16 protein-coding genes are annotated in these 13697 nt (G+C 58.5%); 10 read left to right on the forward strand and 6 right to left on the reverse strand.

The window, feature by feature from the left end; all coding sequences use genetic code 11:
* Positions 1 to 53: 53 nt before the first annotated feature.
* Positions 54 to 1424, reverse strand: a complete 1371-nt coding sequence (locus FZE95_RS12060) for a DEAD/DEAH box helicase (RefSeq protein WP_150301119.1) — start codon at positions 1422 to 1424, stop codon at positions 54 to 56.
* A 190-nt stretch (positions 1425 to 1614) separates the two neighbouring features.
* Between FZE95_RS12060 and FZE95_RS12065 the strand changes: the two genes are divergently transcribed.
* The 9 genes from FZE95_RS12065 (at position 1615) to FZE95_RS12105 (ending at position 8901) form a co-directional block, all read left to right on the forward strand.
* Positions 1615 to 2460 carry an NYN domain-containing protein gene (locus FZE95_RS12065; protein ID WP_150301120.1) on the forward strand — a complete coding sequence of 282 codons (846 nt, stop codon included), beginning with the start codon at positions 1615 to 1617 and terminating at the stop codon, positions 2458 to 2460.
* 43 nt (positions 2461 to 2503) lie between these two features.
* Positions 2504 to 3250 (forward strand): competence/damage-inducible protein A, encoded by a 747-nt coding sequence (locus tag FZE95_RS12070; RefSeq protein WP_150301121.1) that lies wholly within the window; start codon positions 2504 to 2506, stop codon positions 3248 to 3250.
* A gap of 66 nt (positions 3251 to 3316) precedes the next feature.
* On the forward strand, positions 3317 to 3634 hold the full coding sequence (locus FZE95_RS12075) for a YggL 50S ribosome-binding family protein (protein WP_150301122.1): 318 nt from the start codon (positions 3317 to 3319) through the stop codon (positions 3632 to 3634).
* Positions 3635 to 3728: 94 nt separating this feature from the next.
* Positions 3729 to 4337, forward strand: a complete 609-nt coding sequence (locus FZE95_RS12080) for a LemA family protein (RefSeq protein WP_150301236.1) — start codon at positions 3729 to 3731, stop codon at positions 4335 to 4337.
* Positions 4334 to 5095, forward strand: a complete 762-nt coding sequence (locus FZE95_RS12085; protein WP_150301123.1) for a TPM domain-containing protein — start codon at positions 4334 to 4336, stop codon at positions 5093 to 5095. Before FZE95_RS12080 ends, FZE95_RS12085 begins: the two co-directional genes overlap by 4 nt.
* A gap of 18 nt (positions 5096 to 5113) precedes the next feature.
* Complete coding sequence (locus FZE95_RS12090) at positions 5114 to 5731, forward strand: TPM domain-containing protein (protein ID WP_150301124.1); 618 nt, start codon at positions 5114 to 5116, stop codon at positions 5729 to 5731.
* A gap of 268 nt (positions 5732 to 5999) precedes the next feature.
* Positions 6000 to 7292, forward strand: a complete 1293-nt coding sequence (locus FZE95_RS12095) for a glycerophosphodiester phosphodiesterase family protein (protein ID WP_150301125.1) — start codon at positions 6000 to 6002, stop codon at positions 7290 to 7292.
* A gap of 176 nt (positions 7293 to 7468) precedes the next feature.
* Positions 7469 to 8164 (forward strand): VWA domain-containing protein, encoded by a 696-nt coding sequence (locus tag FZE95_RS12100; RefSeq protein ID WP_150301126.1) that lies wholly within the window; start codon positions 7469 to 7471, stop codon positions 8162 to 8164.
* Complete coding sequence (locus FZE95_RS12105; RefSeq protein WP_150301127.1) at positions 8164 to 8901, forward strand: J domain-containing protein; 738 nt, start codon at positions 8164 to 8166, stop codon at positions 8899 to 8901. The genes FZE95_RS12100 and FZE95_RS12105 overlap by 1 nt, the downstream gene beginning before the upstream one ends.
* 59 nt (positions 8902 to 8960) lie before the next feature.
* On the opposite strand, the gene FZE95_RS12110 is transcribed toward FZE95_RS12105, so the two are convergent.
* The 5 genes from FZE95_RS12110 to FZE95_RS12130 all read right to left on the reverse strand — a co-directional run bounded on the left by FZE95_RS12110 (position 8961) and on the right by FZE95_RS12130 (position 12882).
* Complete coding sequence (locus FZE95_RS12110; RefSeq protein WP_150301128.1) at positions 8961 to 10004, reverse strand: glycoside hydrolase family 5 protein; 1044 nt, start codon at positions 10002 to 10004, stop codon at positions 8961 to 8963.
* 404 nt (positions 10005 to 10408) lie between these two features.
* Positions 10409 to 10738 (reverse strand): hypothetical protein, encoded by a 330-nt coding sequence (locus FZE95_RS12115; RefSeq protein WP_150301129.1) that lies wholly within the window; start codon positions 10736 to 10738, stop codon positions 10409 to 10411.
* A gap of 16 nt (positions 10739 to 10754) precedes the next feature.
* Entirely contained in the window at positions 10755 to 11060 is a 306-nt protein-coding gene (locus tag FZE95_RS12120; RefSeq protein ID WP_150301130.1) for a hypothetical protein, read from the reverse strand.
* A 120-nt stretch (positions 11061 to 11180) separates the two neighbouring features.
* A complete protein-coding gene (locus FZE95_RS12125; protein ID WP_317845780.1) occupies positions 11181 to 11825 on the reverse strand; it encodes an undecaprenyl diphosphate synthase family protein in 645 nt (214 codons plus the stop codon).
* Positions 11826 to 12111: 286 nt separating this feature from the next.
* Complete coding sequence (locus tag FZE95_RS12130) at positions 12112 to 12882, reverse strand: SIR2 family NAD-dependent protein deacylase (RefSeq protein ID WP_150301132.1); 771 nt, start codon at positions 12880 to 12882, stop codon at positions 12112 to 12114.
* Positions 12883 to 13408: 526 nt separating this feature from the next.
* Between FZE95_RS12130 and FZE95_RS12135 the strand changes: the two genes are divergently transcribed.
* Entirely contained in the window at positions 13409 to 13684 is a 276-nt protein-coding gene (locus FZE95_RS12135) for a hypothetical protein (protein ID WP_150301133.1), read from the forward strand.
* Positions 13685 to 13697 lie beyond the last annotated feature (13 nt).

The following is a 13697-nucleotide window of genomic DNA, read 5'->3' on the forward strand; positions in this document are numbered from 1 at the left end:
TGCGGACCCGGGCGATGACCCTACAGGAACCGATAGAACCCTTGTTCCAGTTGTCATTGTCGCGGCGGCCGGCGGGTGGATGCAGGCTTGCCGGAGCCTGATCGAGACGCGGCTGGCGTGCGGGCGCCACTCGGTTCGTCCTCCAGCCAGTCTCCCAGATGGATTCTACTGTTCGGCGCAGTGGCTGGCGCGGGCGCTGTGTGAGCTGGCTGTGTTGCCTGTCTGGCTTTTTTGGGCTTCTTCGGCTTCTTTTTGATCTGCCCGTCCACCGTAGTCACCGGCAGCCGATGATCGGGTTCAAAGGATGCTTCCTCCCGACGCGTCAACAGCTCACCGATCAGCGACTCGATTGCAGCCAAATGCGGCACCTCATCGGCGCTGACCAGTGAGACAGCTTCGCCTGCAGCGCCTGCGCGTCCGGTCCGGCCAATCCGATGGATATAGTCTTCAGGAACAACAGGCAGATCGATGTTTACCACCAGCGGTAGATCATCAATATCCAGGCCCCGTGCCGCGACGCCGGTTGCCACCAATACCTGTATCTCTCCGGCTTTGAATCGCTCGAGTGCTCGCAGCCTGGTGGGTTGTCGCTTATCTCCGTGAATTGCCTCCACCCGCGTACCGGTCGCCTGAATTGCCTGTACCAGAAGATCTGCTCCTTTGCGGGTATTCACGAAAGCCAGCACCTGGCCCCACTGGCGATCTCTCAGCAGGTGCAGAAACAACTCGGTCTTGCGTTTGCGGTCCACCGGCACGAGCGACTGCTGGACGGTGCTCGCTGCCGCGTTGGGTGTGTTAACAGCGATACGCAGCGGATCCCTGGATATCTGTACGGCCAGCTGTTCAAGCCGCTCAGAGAAGGTGGCGGAGAATAACAAGGTCTGGCGTTGCTTCGGCAGTACTGCGGTCAGCTCGTCGAGTTCGCTGGCGAAGCCGAGATCCAGCATGCGGTCTGCCTCATCCAGAACCAGAACCTGCAGCTGGCTGAAGCGGACCGCGTTGTGGCGGTGCAGGTCGAGCAAGCGGCCGGGTGTAGCCACCAATACATCCACGCCTTTGCGCAGGGCCATCATCTGTGGATTGATCGAGACGCCGCCGTATACGGCGAGTGTACGCAGCGGCAGGGTCTGACCGTAGGTCTTTACGCTCTGGTGCACCTGCTCGGCCAGTTCGCGAGTGGGGACGAGGATCAAGCTGCGCACTGAATTGGCGCGCACCGGCGCACCTGCCGTCGTCAACAGTTGTAATACAGGGAGCGCAAAACCGGCCGTTTTTCCGGTTCCGGTTTGCGCCGTAGCGATCAGGTCCCGGCGATGCAGAATCGCAGGGATGCTCTGCAGCTGCAGAGGCGTCGGCGTGCGGTAGTTCAGGCTGGCCAGTGTCCTGAGTAAGGGTTCAAACAGACCAAGCGTGTCGAAAGTCATCCGGAAACCTTGGGAACGGGATCAGCTTGCAGTTTACCCGTCCAGGCACCCCGGAGTCGCCGCTTTCTCCCCGTGGCTCACAGCGACCGCTGTGGCACTATGGGCGAAACGATCCAAGGATCCATCAAGCGGGACGACGCTACCGTTCAATCAAGAACGGTCCCGAGACTCAAAGCACACAGAGAACAGCATGGATTACAGATCAAACGGCAATCGCCATCCGGCACGGCCTGACACTGACGATGTGCAAAAGCGGCTCGCTGTGCTCATCGACGCAGATAATGCGCAGGCCTCGATTATCGATGGCATCTTCGAAGAGGTTGCCAAGTACGGAGTCGCCAGCGTCAAGCGCATCTACGGCGACTGGACGGCGCCGCAACTTGGGAGCTGGAAGAAGGTTTTGCTCGATTATTCAATCCAGCCCATACAGCAATTTGCCTATACCAAAGGCAAGAACGCGACTGACAGTTCGTTGATCATTGATGCGATGGATCTGCTCTATACCGGTCGCTTCGATGGGTTTTGCCTGGTGTCGAGCGATAGCGATTTTACCCGTCTGGCGGCCCGGCTGCGGGAGGAGGGGTTGGTTGTGTACGGTTTCGGAGAAAAGAAAACACCGTCGCCCTTTGTTTCCGCCTGCGACAAGTTCATCTATACCGAGATCCTCCGGGAGCTGCCTGCGGGTGCTACCGACGTGGTCGAAACCGAGGCGGAGCCGGTGCGGGAGACGCAGAGCCAGGCCCCGGGCAAGGCACAGCAAAAGGAGGCAGCCGCAACACCCGCGACAGCCGCCAAGAGTAAAAGCAAGGCGCCGCTGGAGTTTATTGCCAAGGTGATTGACGACATTTCGGACGAGGATGGCTGGGCTAACCTTGGACCGGTTGGTAGTAATATCAGTAAGTTGCGCCCGGAATTTGATCCACGTTTGTATGGTTACAAGAAGCTCAGCGAGCTGATAAAAGCGTTTCCGAAAAAATTTGCTATCGAGGACCAGAAGACCTCGGGCGGCAAGACACTGCGAGTACGGCTTCGTTGAAGGGGCTGGGGCTGAAACAGGTTTGGTTGATACTGGAGCGCGCATGAGCGATACGACATCTCCTCGGTTTGGTTTGATTCTGATCGGCGACGAGCTGCTTAACGGACGCAAGCAGGATGCACATCTGCCGGCAATGATTCCGCGTTTTGAACAAAGAGGGCTGGAGCTGGCCTGGGTACGTACCATCACCGATGACCCTGAACTGATCACCCGCACGCTGACCGAGACCTTTGCCAGCGGCGACATTGTTTTCAGTTTCGGAGGTATTGGTGCTACGCCTGATGATCTGACGCGGCAATGCGCTGCCGCTGCGCTGGGTCTGGAAATCGTCCTGCATCCTGAAGCTGAGGCAGAGATACGCGCTCAGCTGGGTGATCATCTCAACTCCCACCATTTGCGGATGGGCGAGTATCCGGCGGGCAGTTCGATCATTCCCAATCCGATCAATCGCATTCCCGGGTTTTCCATCCAGCAGCATCATTTTGTACCGGGTTTCCCGAAAATGGCGTGGCCGATGGTGGAGTGGGTGTTGGACCACCATTATGCCGGTCTCCAGGCACCGGGCGTCAGGGTCAGTCAGACGTTGTTGTTGGCTGATACCAGTGAAGGGCCGCTGATTCCTGCGATGGAGTTGCTGCTCAGCGAATTTCCGGATCTGCGCCTGGCCTGTCTGCCCAATGCCGATGGCAAGCGTGAGGTGGAGCTGAGTCTCAAGGGAGAAGCAAGTCGGGTGGCGCAGGGTATGGACCGCCTGCGCGAACTCTTGGCCGCGTTAAGAGCGGCTGAATAATCACATGCATCGGGCGACTCATCCGGATAGAGTGTGCGCGAATCCAGGCAGACAGAGAGAGACATCATGACCAGCCAACGTAGCCGCCGCCTCAGAAAGAAGATGCGCGTCGATGAATTTCAGGAACTGGGTTTCAATTTTACCGCCACACCGAAGCAAGCGCTGACTGACGAACAGGCCGATGCGCTGATCGACGCCTTGATCGAGGAAGTCATTTCTCCGCGCGGGCTCGAGTTTGGCGGTTGGGTTGGCGGCGGGTTCGTCTGCAAAGCCGGCCGTGGCTCGGCCACAGAAGAGGATCGCGATGCCGTAGTCAGCTGGTTGCGTCAGCGTCCGGAGATCGAAACCGCTGAAGCTGAGCCCCTGGTTGATGCCTGGCACTGAATATTGCCCGAACTCACGCAGCGGCGAATAGTCTCTGTTAGGGTAACTCTCAAGATGACTCTAGGTGACTGTGAATTCTGACGGACGGATGACCATGCATATAAAGCGCTATCGGTTCACCCTGCAACTGGCTGTCATTATGCTGATGACCTCACTGGTCGCGGGCTGTGGCATCAACAATATCCCTACCTATGACGAGCAGGTGAAATCGGCCTGGGCGCAGGTGGAGAATCAGTATCAGCGTCGTGCCGACCTGATCCCCAACCTGGTGGAAACCGTAAAGGGGTTTGCCCGTCAGGAGCAGGAAACCCTGACTGCGGTAACCGAAGCGCGGTCCAGAGCGACCTCGATCCAGATCAGCGCAGACGATCTTGACGACCCGGAGAAGATGCGCGCCTTCGAACAGGCGCAGTCGCAGCTCACCGGTGCCCTCAGCCGCCTGATGGCTGTATCCGAGCGCTATCCCGAGCTGAAATCGAACCAGAACTTCCTGGCTTTGCAGTCCCAGCTGGAAGGCACCGAAAATCGTATTTCCGTGGCGCGCCGCGACTATGTCAACGCCGTTCAGCGGTATAACACCGAGATCCGAACCTTTCCCGGCCGACTCTGGCATACGATTATGTATAGCGACATGCCATTGCGCGAGAATTTCGAGGCAACCAGCGAGAACGCCGATCAGGCGCCGCAAGTGCAGTTCGAATGAGCGTCCGTCTTTTCATCGTCCTGGGATTGCTGCTCTGGGCCAGCGGACTCGCTGCCCAGGAGCAAGCGGGTGAGCTGGTCTTGCCTGAGTTGACCGGTCGGGTGGTCGATCAGGCAGAGATGCTCGACACCCAGGCGGAGGCTCGCATCACCCAGATGCTGGCCGGCCATGAGGAGGCTACCTCCGAACAGGTTGTAGTGGTGACCATTCCAAGCCTCGAAGGCCGCAGCATTGAAGAATTCGGTGTCGAGCTGGGCCGGGAATGGGGTATCGGACAGGCCGGTGAAGATAACGGTGCGCTGTTGATTGTGGCGCGTGATGATCGCCGCCTGCGTATCGAAGTGGGATACGGGCTGGAAGGACGCCTGACCGACGCGCAGTCGTCGATCATCATCAACAGCATTATCACACCCGCATTTCGCCAGGGGCAGTTCGAGCGCGGCATCGTAGAAGGTACCGAGGCAATAGTGCAGGTACTCGGCGGCGATCCGTTACGTACTGCTGCGCCCCGGTCGGGCGCTCCACAGTCGGAGCAACCCCCGGTTGGCATCTTCATTCTGTTGCTGTTTATTTTCCTCGGTCTAATCGGCGGGGGTGGAAGAGGCGGCGGCGGACGTCGACTGGGTGCAGCGATGCTTGCTGGCGCCCTGCTTGGCGGTATGGGAGGCGGTCGCGGAGGCGGCGGTTTCGGTGGCGGTGGCGGCTTTGGCGGCGGCGGAGGTGGCTTCGGAGGCGGTGGCGCTTCCGGGGGCTGGTAATTCAACGATGGAAACGCGATGACTCTTCTCACCGAAAGTGAACAACAACAGGTAGCCGATGCGATTGATCGCATCGAGCAACACACTGATGCCGAGCTGGTAACGGTTCTGGCCGGGCAGGCGGATGACTACCGCTATATCCCGCTGCTCTGGGCCAGCATGATTGCGCTGCTGGTGCCGGGCGCAGTGGTGTTTTTTACACAATGGTTGAGTGCTGGCTATCTATTGTTAGCGCAGTGGGCCGCTTTTATCGTGCTGGCGCTGGTGTTTCGCATTCCGGCGATCACCACTCGTTTGATCCCCCGCGCGGTCAGGCATTGGCGAGCCAGCAATCTGGCCCGCCGGCAATTCATCGAACAGAACCTGCACCATACCGACGGTGACACTGGCATATTGATTTTCGTCTCTGAGGCAGAGCATTACGTTGAGATCCTTGCGGACCGGGGTATCTCAAGCCGGATCGACAACGCCGTCTGGGAAGCAGCTGTTGCCCGCTTCACCGCGGATGTTCGCGAAGGCAATGTTCTGCAGGGCTTCCTGCGCTGTATCGAAACCTGTGGCGAGCAGTTGCAACGGGAGCTACCGGCGACTCACGAGCGCAATCAACTGCCCAATCGTCTGGTTGTGCTGCCTTGAGCGAAACCCAAGCGGAAGCCCAACCTGGCTCTTTGCGAAAGGAACCTGGCGTAGCGCAGGCGCGCTACACCCCCAGGGGTGCGCTTCAACTGCGGGCTGGGTTTTCCGGGGGTTGGCGTGCGTCTCGGGCCGCGTTCGGACGTGCCGACGGGGTTTCAGGTCGCAGAACCGCGTACCTGGACGCAAACTTATACCGTCACCGAAACTTCACGAAGCAGACATTCACCCCTGAGACAGTATCCTGACATTCACTTCGAAGGAGACTGACATGCTTGCTCGCTCATTGGCGGTCGTGTTGCTGGCTACTGGCGTCATGACTGCAGGCACTGCCTGCGCCAGCAACGGCTCATTGCCCGAACGAAACCATGGTTTTGAAGGCAAAGGTAGCCCGGGCTCAAAGCACAAGGGCAAGGGCGGCGAGACCGTGCACCTTGGCCCGCGCCCGTTCTGGCTGGTCGACGACATGGACGAAGGTCCATTGAAGCAAACGCTTCAGGCATGCCGGTCCGACCGTATGAAGCCCACCGATTTTTCCATCGGTCATCGAGGCGCGCCGCTACAGTTTCCCGAACATACACTCGAATCCTATGTGGCCGCTGCGCGCATGGGCGCCGGGATACTCGAGTGCGATGTGGCCTTCACCAAGGATCGTGAGCTGGTGTGCCGGCATGCCCAGAATGACCTGCACACCACCACCAACATCGTCGCCATCCCCGAGTTGAACGCCAGATGCACGCAGCCCTTCGTTCCGGCAGACCCGGCCAGCGGCATGCCAGCCCAGGCCGAATGCCGCACCAGCGATATCACCCTGGAAGAGTTCAAGCGCCTAGAAGGCAAGATGGATGCTTTCGATCCCATGGCCACCACGCCGGAAGAATACCTGGGCGGCACGGCCGACTGGCGTACTGATCTGTATGCATCGCGTGGCACCCTGATGACTCACAAGGAGAGCATCGAGCTGTTCCGGAAGCTGGGCGTCAAGTTCGCCCCCGAGCTGAAAACGCCGGTAGTGGCTATGCCCTATGAGGGTGACTACACCCAGCAGGATTACGCGCGCCAGATGATCGAGGACTATGTCGAAGCCGGCATCAAGCCTGACCAGGTCTGGCCCCAGTCCTTCCTGCTTGATGACGTGTTGTTCTGGATCAACGAAACGCCGGACTTCGCCCGCCAGGCGGTATTCCTTGATGAAACGCCGCATACCGCCGAGACCACTTCGCTGGCCTATATGGAAAGTCTGCGCGCAAAAGGCGTGCGGATTCTCGCTCCGGCAATCTGGAAAATGCTGACGCTGGATGGAGGAGGGCAGATCGTCCCATCGGAGTATGCCCAGAATGCGCGTGACGCCAGGCTGGAAATGATCGCCTGGTCGATCGAGCGTAGTGGCCCGCTGGCAGACGGCGGTGGCTGGTATTACCAGGGAATAAACGATGCGATCAACAACGACGGCGATATTTATACGGTCATCGATGTGCTCGCGAGGGATGTCGGCGTGATCGGCATCTTTTCCGATTGGCCTGCCACCACGACTTACTACGCCAACTGCATGGGTTACAGGTAGGTTGAACGCAGCCGCTGGCTGAAGCGAGCGGCTGCATGGTCTGCGCCAGCGCTGAACGGTAATGCCGGGATACATTCCGGGTTCTACCGGAAGGGGTTTTACCGGTAAGCTGAACTCAGAACCGTCACCCGCCGGGTGACGGCCCGATTCTGTTCCGTTCAAGCTAGCTGATGCCTATGTCCGACAAATCCTTACCTGCGCAGTCCGACAAACGCGCCATCGACCAGTTTATACATCAGGTCCGCACCTTGCCCAAGGGGGCGGCGGGACAAGCGCGGTTGATCTTTGCGCTTGACGCTACCGCCAGCCGCGAAGCGACCTGGGACCAGGCGAGCCACTTGCAAAGTGAACTCTTTCTGGCGACGCGGGACGTCGGCGGGCTGGCCATACAACTTTGTTATTACCGTGGTTACCGCGAATTCAAATCGACCCGATTCGTCCGCGACACCGCCCAGTTACTCGGCTTGATGAACGGAGTGAAATGCCTTGGCGGCATCACTCAGATCAGCCGGGTACTTGCGCATGCACGTGACGAGACCCGCACCCAGCCAGTAAAAGCCATTGTCTTTATCGGAGACTGCTGCGAAGAACCCATTGATGAGCTCTGTCATATAGCGGGTGAGCTGGGCATGTTGCGCACACCCGTATTCATGTTCCAGGAGGGCAACGACCCGCATGCGTCGGCCGTTTTTCAGCAGATCAGCAAATTGTCAGGCGGAGCCTACGCCCCCTTCGATCGCCGCAGCCCGCAATTGTTGAAGGACTTGCTTGGCGCCGTGGCTGTCTATGCCTCGGGCGGCGCCAAGGCTCTACGGGACTACTCACAGCGCAGCTCGAATGAGGTCAAGCGCCTGACCCGGCAGATACGCTGATGATTGCCTTATTGCTCCTGCTGGCACTGTTTGGTGCGCTCGGTTGGGCGTGGGTACGCAGCCAACCGCCCGCTCAACGCCCCCGGGCAGCAGCGATGCTGGTGGCGATAGGCGGTGTGCTGGTTCTTGTTTTTCTGGCGCTTAGCGGTCGTTTCTATCTGGTGTTGGGGTTGCTCGCAGGCCTGCTGCCCCTGGCGCGTCGCATACTCCCCGGTCTGGTACTGGGGCGACTGTTCCGTGGCGGCATTCCGGGCATGGGCTCACGGACGCAGCCGAAGACGGGCAATACGTCGCGGGTGGCTACGTCGATACTGGAAATGACACTGGATCATGACTCTGGTGACATGTCCGGACGGATTCTTGCCGGTCCAATGAGCGGGCGAGAGCTGTCGGAGCTGGGGGAGGCTGAGTTTATCGAACTGTTGGGTTATTGCCGGCAAAGCGATGAAGATTCTGCGCGTTTGCTGGAATCCTATCTGGATCGACGCTTCGGTGATTCCTGGCGAGAAGATGATCCCCGTGCGACGGACGAAGGGTCACAGACAGGAAATGAAGACGGCGGCCGCTCGCTATCAGAGCAGGATGCGCTGGAGATTCTGGGATTGGAGCAGGGCGCTACGCGGGAGGAGATCGTGCAAGCCCATCGGCTTATGATGCAGAAGATGCACCCCGATCGGGGTGGAAGTACCTATCTGGCCGCACTGATCAATCGTGCCAAGGACGTTTTAATGAAGTGATGTTGAGTACCCGTTCCGGTGAAGCGCGTCCGCGCTTCACCGGGATCAAGCAACCACCGTTACGGCGTGGGTCCGATAACTGAACAGTTACCCTGGCCGACATACTTTTTCAGAACCTTCCACTGCGCTTTGTCTGAACCGTCTTTGTTAGGCTCGACCGACAACTTGTGCTTGCCCCAGGACGGACCAGCAGCCCAGTAGGTCATAGGAATGCAGTTGTCCTGAAGGTAGGCCAGGGTATTATCCATCGCCTCCAGCCATTTCGGATCACTCGGAACCCCGAGCTCGCCAATGTGCCCGCGCTTGTAGTTCTTCTTCAGCCATTTGACGAAGGGCTGCACGCGTTTGACCCCAATCATCGGATCGAGATTGGCAGCAGGGCCCTTCTTGTAGTTACCGCTGCCGTCCGGATCAAGATAAACGTGAGCAGAGAACACCAGGTTGTCGACTGGATCCCTCAACCTGAGCAGCTTGTCCGCGTACCAGTGCCAACGCGCTGCGCTGGAGTAAGACATGCTTTCGATATAAATAGCAGTCTGGCGATCGTGTTTGCGGATGCCGTCGATGCCGGCCTGTGCCGCGGTCGGCCAGTTTTTGTCGGCGCTGCCATAGGGCTCGTTCATGATGTCGTAGCCGATCAATGCACTGCGGTTACCCCAGCGCTTGGCAATGCGCTCGTTCAGATTCCGGAAAGCACTGTGGGGGACGGCGCTGCTGCCGATGATGTTTCCGCGGTACCGGGCGTAGTTATGCACGTCGAGCAATACATCAATGCCGCTGGCTGCTGCGTCGGTGAACAGCTTGTCGATCAGGCCAGCGTATATCGGATCAAAATCCTTGTTCAGCTTGGGTTGCAAGCGTTCCCACTTGATCGGGAAGCGTATGGTCTGGATGCCCTTGTCGTTCCATGTTTCCAGCAATTTACGAGAAGGGAAAAAATAATGAGTGCCTGCCTTACCTGGCAATGCGCTGCTGGTGAATTCGGCACCGGCGATGTTCAAGCCAACCAGATCAACTGAGGCGGTAGCCACGCTGGTGGTTGCAAACAGGCCAAAGGTAACGGCTGCGATCCATTTGCCGACTGCTTTCGGGGTTCTTGCCATTCTGGCACATCTCCTGGAGCGCTTTGTACCTGCAGGGGCAGGCTTGCGCTTGAGTGAAACGAAGGAAAGGAACTGCTCTGATCGCATTACCGGCAGCCGCGTAAAGCGGCGATATGCGAACGGACGGCATCCTAGTCGAAGCGGAATGGATGCTCAATGGGGGCGTATTGGACCCGCTTATGTCAGATAGGTTCAGATAATGTGTTGCAAAATGATAGCTAAATACTGGCTATTTCTGCTGCCGGTGCCTGACGTTTAAACGCGTCCCGCGAAACAAGCGCAACGGGGCGTCCGTATAGGAGATGGCTTCTGGCCGGCAAGGTGCCGGCCAAGCCGCTTCGGGGCGTTTTCAGGGGGGTATTTCAGTGTCGGTATTACCGACGAGTGGTTAGGCGCTAGCGCAGTCAGCCGGACTTGCTGGACAGATTGGAAGGGCCGGAAGGCGCTTCGTAATCAGGATGATATCTTGCGCCCACACTCAAACAGTGCCTGACCCATGGCGAGTCAGGCTGGGTGCTGAACCACTCTGGCGGACCGGAACGAATAGCGGCAGCGGCATCCTCGTAACGCTCGAATCGAACCGGCAAGTGATAACCGGCGGATTCCAGCTCATCGAGTGCAAGTATCCGCGTCCCGGGACCGTCGGCAATTGTCCAGCCTTCGTCCTGCATGAGAACCACGAACAAGCCGCGCTCGATCAGCTCCGCCTGGTTGTAATCGTTAGTTAACCGCAAGCCGGTCTCCTGCCTCTCAGTCGTTGTTTCGATCGTGCGTCACATCATCAAGCTCGCGGTCGTCGCGGGGTTCTTCGACATCTTCACCCACATCGTCATACGGAGTCGTTTCCTCGGCACCGGCGTCCGAGCCGGGAACCTCGACGGAGCCGCCGACGCCTTGCTCGCCCGGGGTTCCGCCAGCATTAGCGGCGGGTGACTGATGTTCCATGCTGGTCTCGGTGCCATGCTCCGCATCGTTATGATCGTGGGCGGCCACCGGCAGGCTGAAGCTGATCGAAGCGAAAGTGACTGCAGTAGCGAGTAATTTCAGAATAGCCATTGTTCTCTCCTTCAGGGTGCTCGTTACTCCGATAGACCCGGTAGAGCCTTTAGCGTTCACCTTCAACCCACCGAGCGTGGCCGGAAGGAGAGGTAATGCCCGCGCAATCGCGATGGAGCGCTATCCCCCAAGCGTTTGATCCTGCTTGCGGAACCAGGCGAGCACCTCGTGAAAATGTTGCGGCTCGAAGTCCGGCCAGTATTGCTCCAGTACGAAAAAGTCCGCATACACCGATTGAACTGGCAGGAAACCACTGAGCCTGCGACCGCCGCCCCAACGCACTATAAGGTCCAGGCGCGACACCGCGTCGGAACGCAGCTCGCCGGTACGCATGCCGGCCAGATCCCATTCCCATCCATAATTGATCAGCAGATTGACCTTGATCCCCTCGCCTTGACGTTCCCTGAACGGACGAAGCTGCTCGGGGAACTGGGCCGAGGTCTCATCGCCTACCACCAGCAAGGCTGCGCCTCTGCGTGCCACCTCCAACGCGAAGGCCACCGACGCGTCACGGAACGCATGCTTCTGCGTAGCCGGCCGTTTGGTATTGTCCTGTGTGAAGCAATAGATGGATGCCTCCTCAATGCCAATCTGCTTGCATTGCTCGAACAGCTGAAGGCCGGGCTCGATTCCGTATCCATATCCTGCTTCTTTCGCCATGCCGTGTTCCACGGCCCAACGTCGGTTGCCATCCGGAATAAAGCCAACATGTCGTGGAAGTCGGTTTTTTGCCATGGCTTGAATGCTCCGGGTAAGACTCAACATGAAAACGGGATGATGAACGCAACGGACGAAATCTGATTATCAGAAACGGGTAACGGCTATACGTTCAACGCGGAAGAAGGCTTTACAACAAAAGCTATGAGCCAGATAGCAGCAATATATTTTGGTTATGGGTTCTGGTGGGCCAAGATTCGCGCAGTTTCCACCAGTCAGAGGGATCAATCATGAGCATTATCAAACACATCTTTCAACGTGTTCGCCCGGCCCGGCAGCAGACGGTACAGCCCACTTCAGAGCACCCCAATTTCTGGATGTTTCAGTAATGTGTTCATGGGGAGCCGCTAAAGGCTCTCCTGATCAGGTCAGGCAACATCTCTCCCGCCGCACCGGTGAGGCTGTGCTCGTTCTGCGTCTGACTATCAACACTTTGTGGGTTGATATGGATAACGCTGGCACCTGCGGCCAAGGCCAGCGCCGGTATATGCGCTGCGGGTTGCACCAATCCGGACGTGCCGATTGAAAGCAACAGGTCACACTGGCCGGCCTCGTCGAAGGCCCGTGCAAACGCTTGCTCTGGCAACGACTCGCCGAACCAGACCACTCCCGGGCGAATCATCCCGCTGCACTGTCGACACCGCGGCGGTGCCAGCCGCCTACCGGCTTCAGGCTCTTCAGGCATCGCGGAAACGTCCGGATAGGGGGCGCTACAGTCAAAACAGCGCGGCGTGTGCAGACTGCCGTGTAGGTGCAGGACATCAATGCTGCCGGCCCGCTCATGCAGATCATCGACATTCTGGGTAATCACAGTCAGGTCCGGTACCCGTGCGGCAAGTTCAGCGATAGCGATGTGCGCGGCGTTGGGCTTTGCCTTGCATATCTGCATTCGTCGCCATTCATACCATCCCCACACCAGCTCGGGATCGGCCAGAAATGCGTCCGGTGTCGCCAGTCGAGAAGGGTCAAAGCGCTCCCACAGGCCCGAAAGGCGGTCCCGAAACGTCGGTATTCCACTTTCGGCAGATACCCCGGCGCCGGTGAAGACCACGACCTTGTCGGCATTCGCCAGTAATCTTGCTGGGACCTGATTGGTACCGGTCATCAATTGTCTCCACTCACTTTCAGAGGCTTGGAACCTAGCCTAACCAGCATTAACTGCGCTTGTCACCAGAGGTGTCAGTCTTTGATGAGCTGATGAACTTCAAGGGGCACGGCTTCTCAGGTTTTAACCAGTGGGTTTCCCCGCGACAGGAGCGAGGTCATCGAATCCGCCATTGGAGCTGCGGTGGCATCTGTCCCATTGGCGGCGCACTGTTTGACGGGCTCAGAAAGGGCTTGCATCGTCACGGGCGTGCCATTGCGGCGCACTCAAACCAGACGACCGGAGGCTGGCCGTCACCAGGCTCGGCCAGCCCTTCAGAACACATATCTGTCCAGTTGAGAACTGCACCGCGAATTGACAGCAGGGTGATTGAACTTCCTGCGACGCAGCAACACAATCCCTCCCTCGCTGAGTGCTCACCAGGCCGTTCGGTAAGCCGGCTACTTCGTAACGCCGACCTGATTCGCATCTTGCACTGGCGTTGCTTCAGTCACGACACGGTGTTTCCACAAGGAACGGATATCCTATGTCCATCGATTTTAAACCCTGCCAGTCCCGCTGCCACGAGCCCCTGCTTCATCGCACGACCGTCGCTCTTGTCGCTATAGCCGCTTCAGTTCTGGTCACGTTGATCAGCACCGACGACGAGCCAGTGTCCGCATGGAACGATTCCAGGCTCGCTGTAGAGCCGGATATCGCATGGCCCATCGCAGAAACAGCTGAAGCCGGTGGCCTGGCCCGCTACGAAATCAGCATCGATGCCCGTCTCGAGATCCAGACGCCGGTCCGCTTCGTATTCTGATTCTCACGCCTTG

Source organism: Pseudomonas profundi, from assembly GCF_008638305.1.
GTDB classification, from domain to species: Bacteria; Pseudomonadota; Gammaproteobacteria; order Pseudomonadales; family Pseudomonadaceae; genus Halopseudomonas; species Halopseudomonas profundi.

Coding starts and splice junctions, on each gene's coding strand:
- FZE95_RS12100 (WP_150301126.1), top strand. CDS start 7,469: ATGTCCGACAAATCCTTACCTGCGCAGTCCGACAAACGCGCCATCGAC.
- FZE95_RS12090 (WP_150301124.1), top strand. CDS start 5,114: ATGACTCTTCTCACCGAAAGTGAACAACAACAGGTAGCCGATGCGATT.
- FZE95_RS12125 (WP_317845780.1), bottom strand. CDS start 11,825: ATGTTGAGTCTTACCCGGAGCATTCAAGCCATGGCAAAAAACCGACTT.
- FZE95_RS12130 (WP_150301132.1), bottom strand. CDS start 12,882: ATGACCGGTACCAATCAGGTCCCAGCAAGATTACTGGCGAATGCCGAC.
- FZE95_RS12070 (WP_150301121.1), top strand. CDS start 2,504: ATGAGCGATACGACATCTCCTCGGTTTGGTTTGATTCTGATCGGCGAC.
- FZE95_RS12095 (WP_150301125.1), top strand. CDS start 6,000: ATGCTTGCTCGCTCATTGGCGGTCGTGTTGCTGGCTACTGGCGTCATG.
- FZE95_RS12085 (WP_150301123.1), top strand. CDS start 4,334: ATGAGCGTCCGTCTTTTCATCGTCCTGGGATTGCTGCTCTGGGCCAGC.
- FZE95_RS12105 (WP_150301127.1), top strand. CDS start 8,164: ATGATTGCCTTATTGCTCCTGCTGGCACTGTTTGGTGCGCTCGGTTGG.
- FZE95_RS12120 (WP_150301130.1), bottom strand. CDS start 11,060: ATGGCTATTCTGAAATTACTCGCTACTGCAGTCACTTTCGCTTCGATC.
- FZE95_RS12065 (WP_150301120.1), top strand. CDS start 1,615: ATGGATTACAGATCAAACGGCAATCGCCATCCGGCACGGCCTGACACT.
- FZE95_RS12075 (WP_150301122.1), top strand. CDS start 3,317: ATGACCAGCCAACGTAGCCGCCGCCTCAGAAAGAAGATGCGCGTCGAT.
- FZE95_RS12060 (WP_150301119.1), bottom strand. CDS start 1,424: ATGACTTTCGACACGCTTGGTCTGTTTGAACCCTTACTCAGGACACTG.
- FZE95_RS12080 (WP_150301236.1), top strand. CDS start 3,729: ATGCATATAAAGCGCTATCGGTTCACCCTGCAACTGGCTGTCATTATG.
- FZE95_RS12135 (WP_150301133.1), top strand. CDS start 13,409: ATGTCCATCGATTTTAAACCCTGCCAGTCCCGCTGCCACGAGCCCCTG.
- FZE95_RS12110 (WP_150301128.1), bottom strand. CDS start 10,004: ATGGCAAGAACCCCGAAAGCAGTCGGCAAATGGATCGCAGCCGTTACC.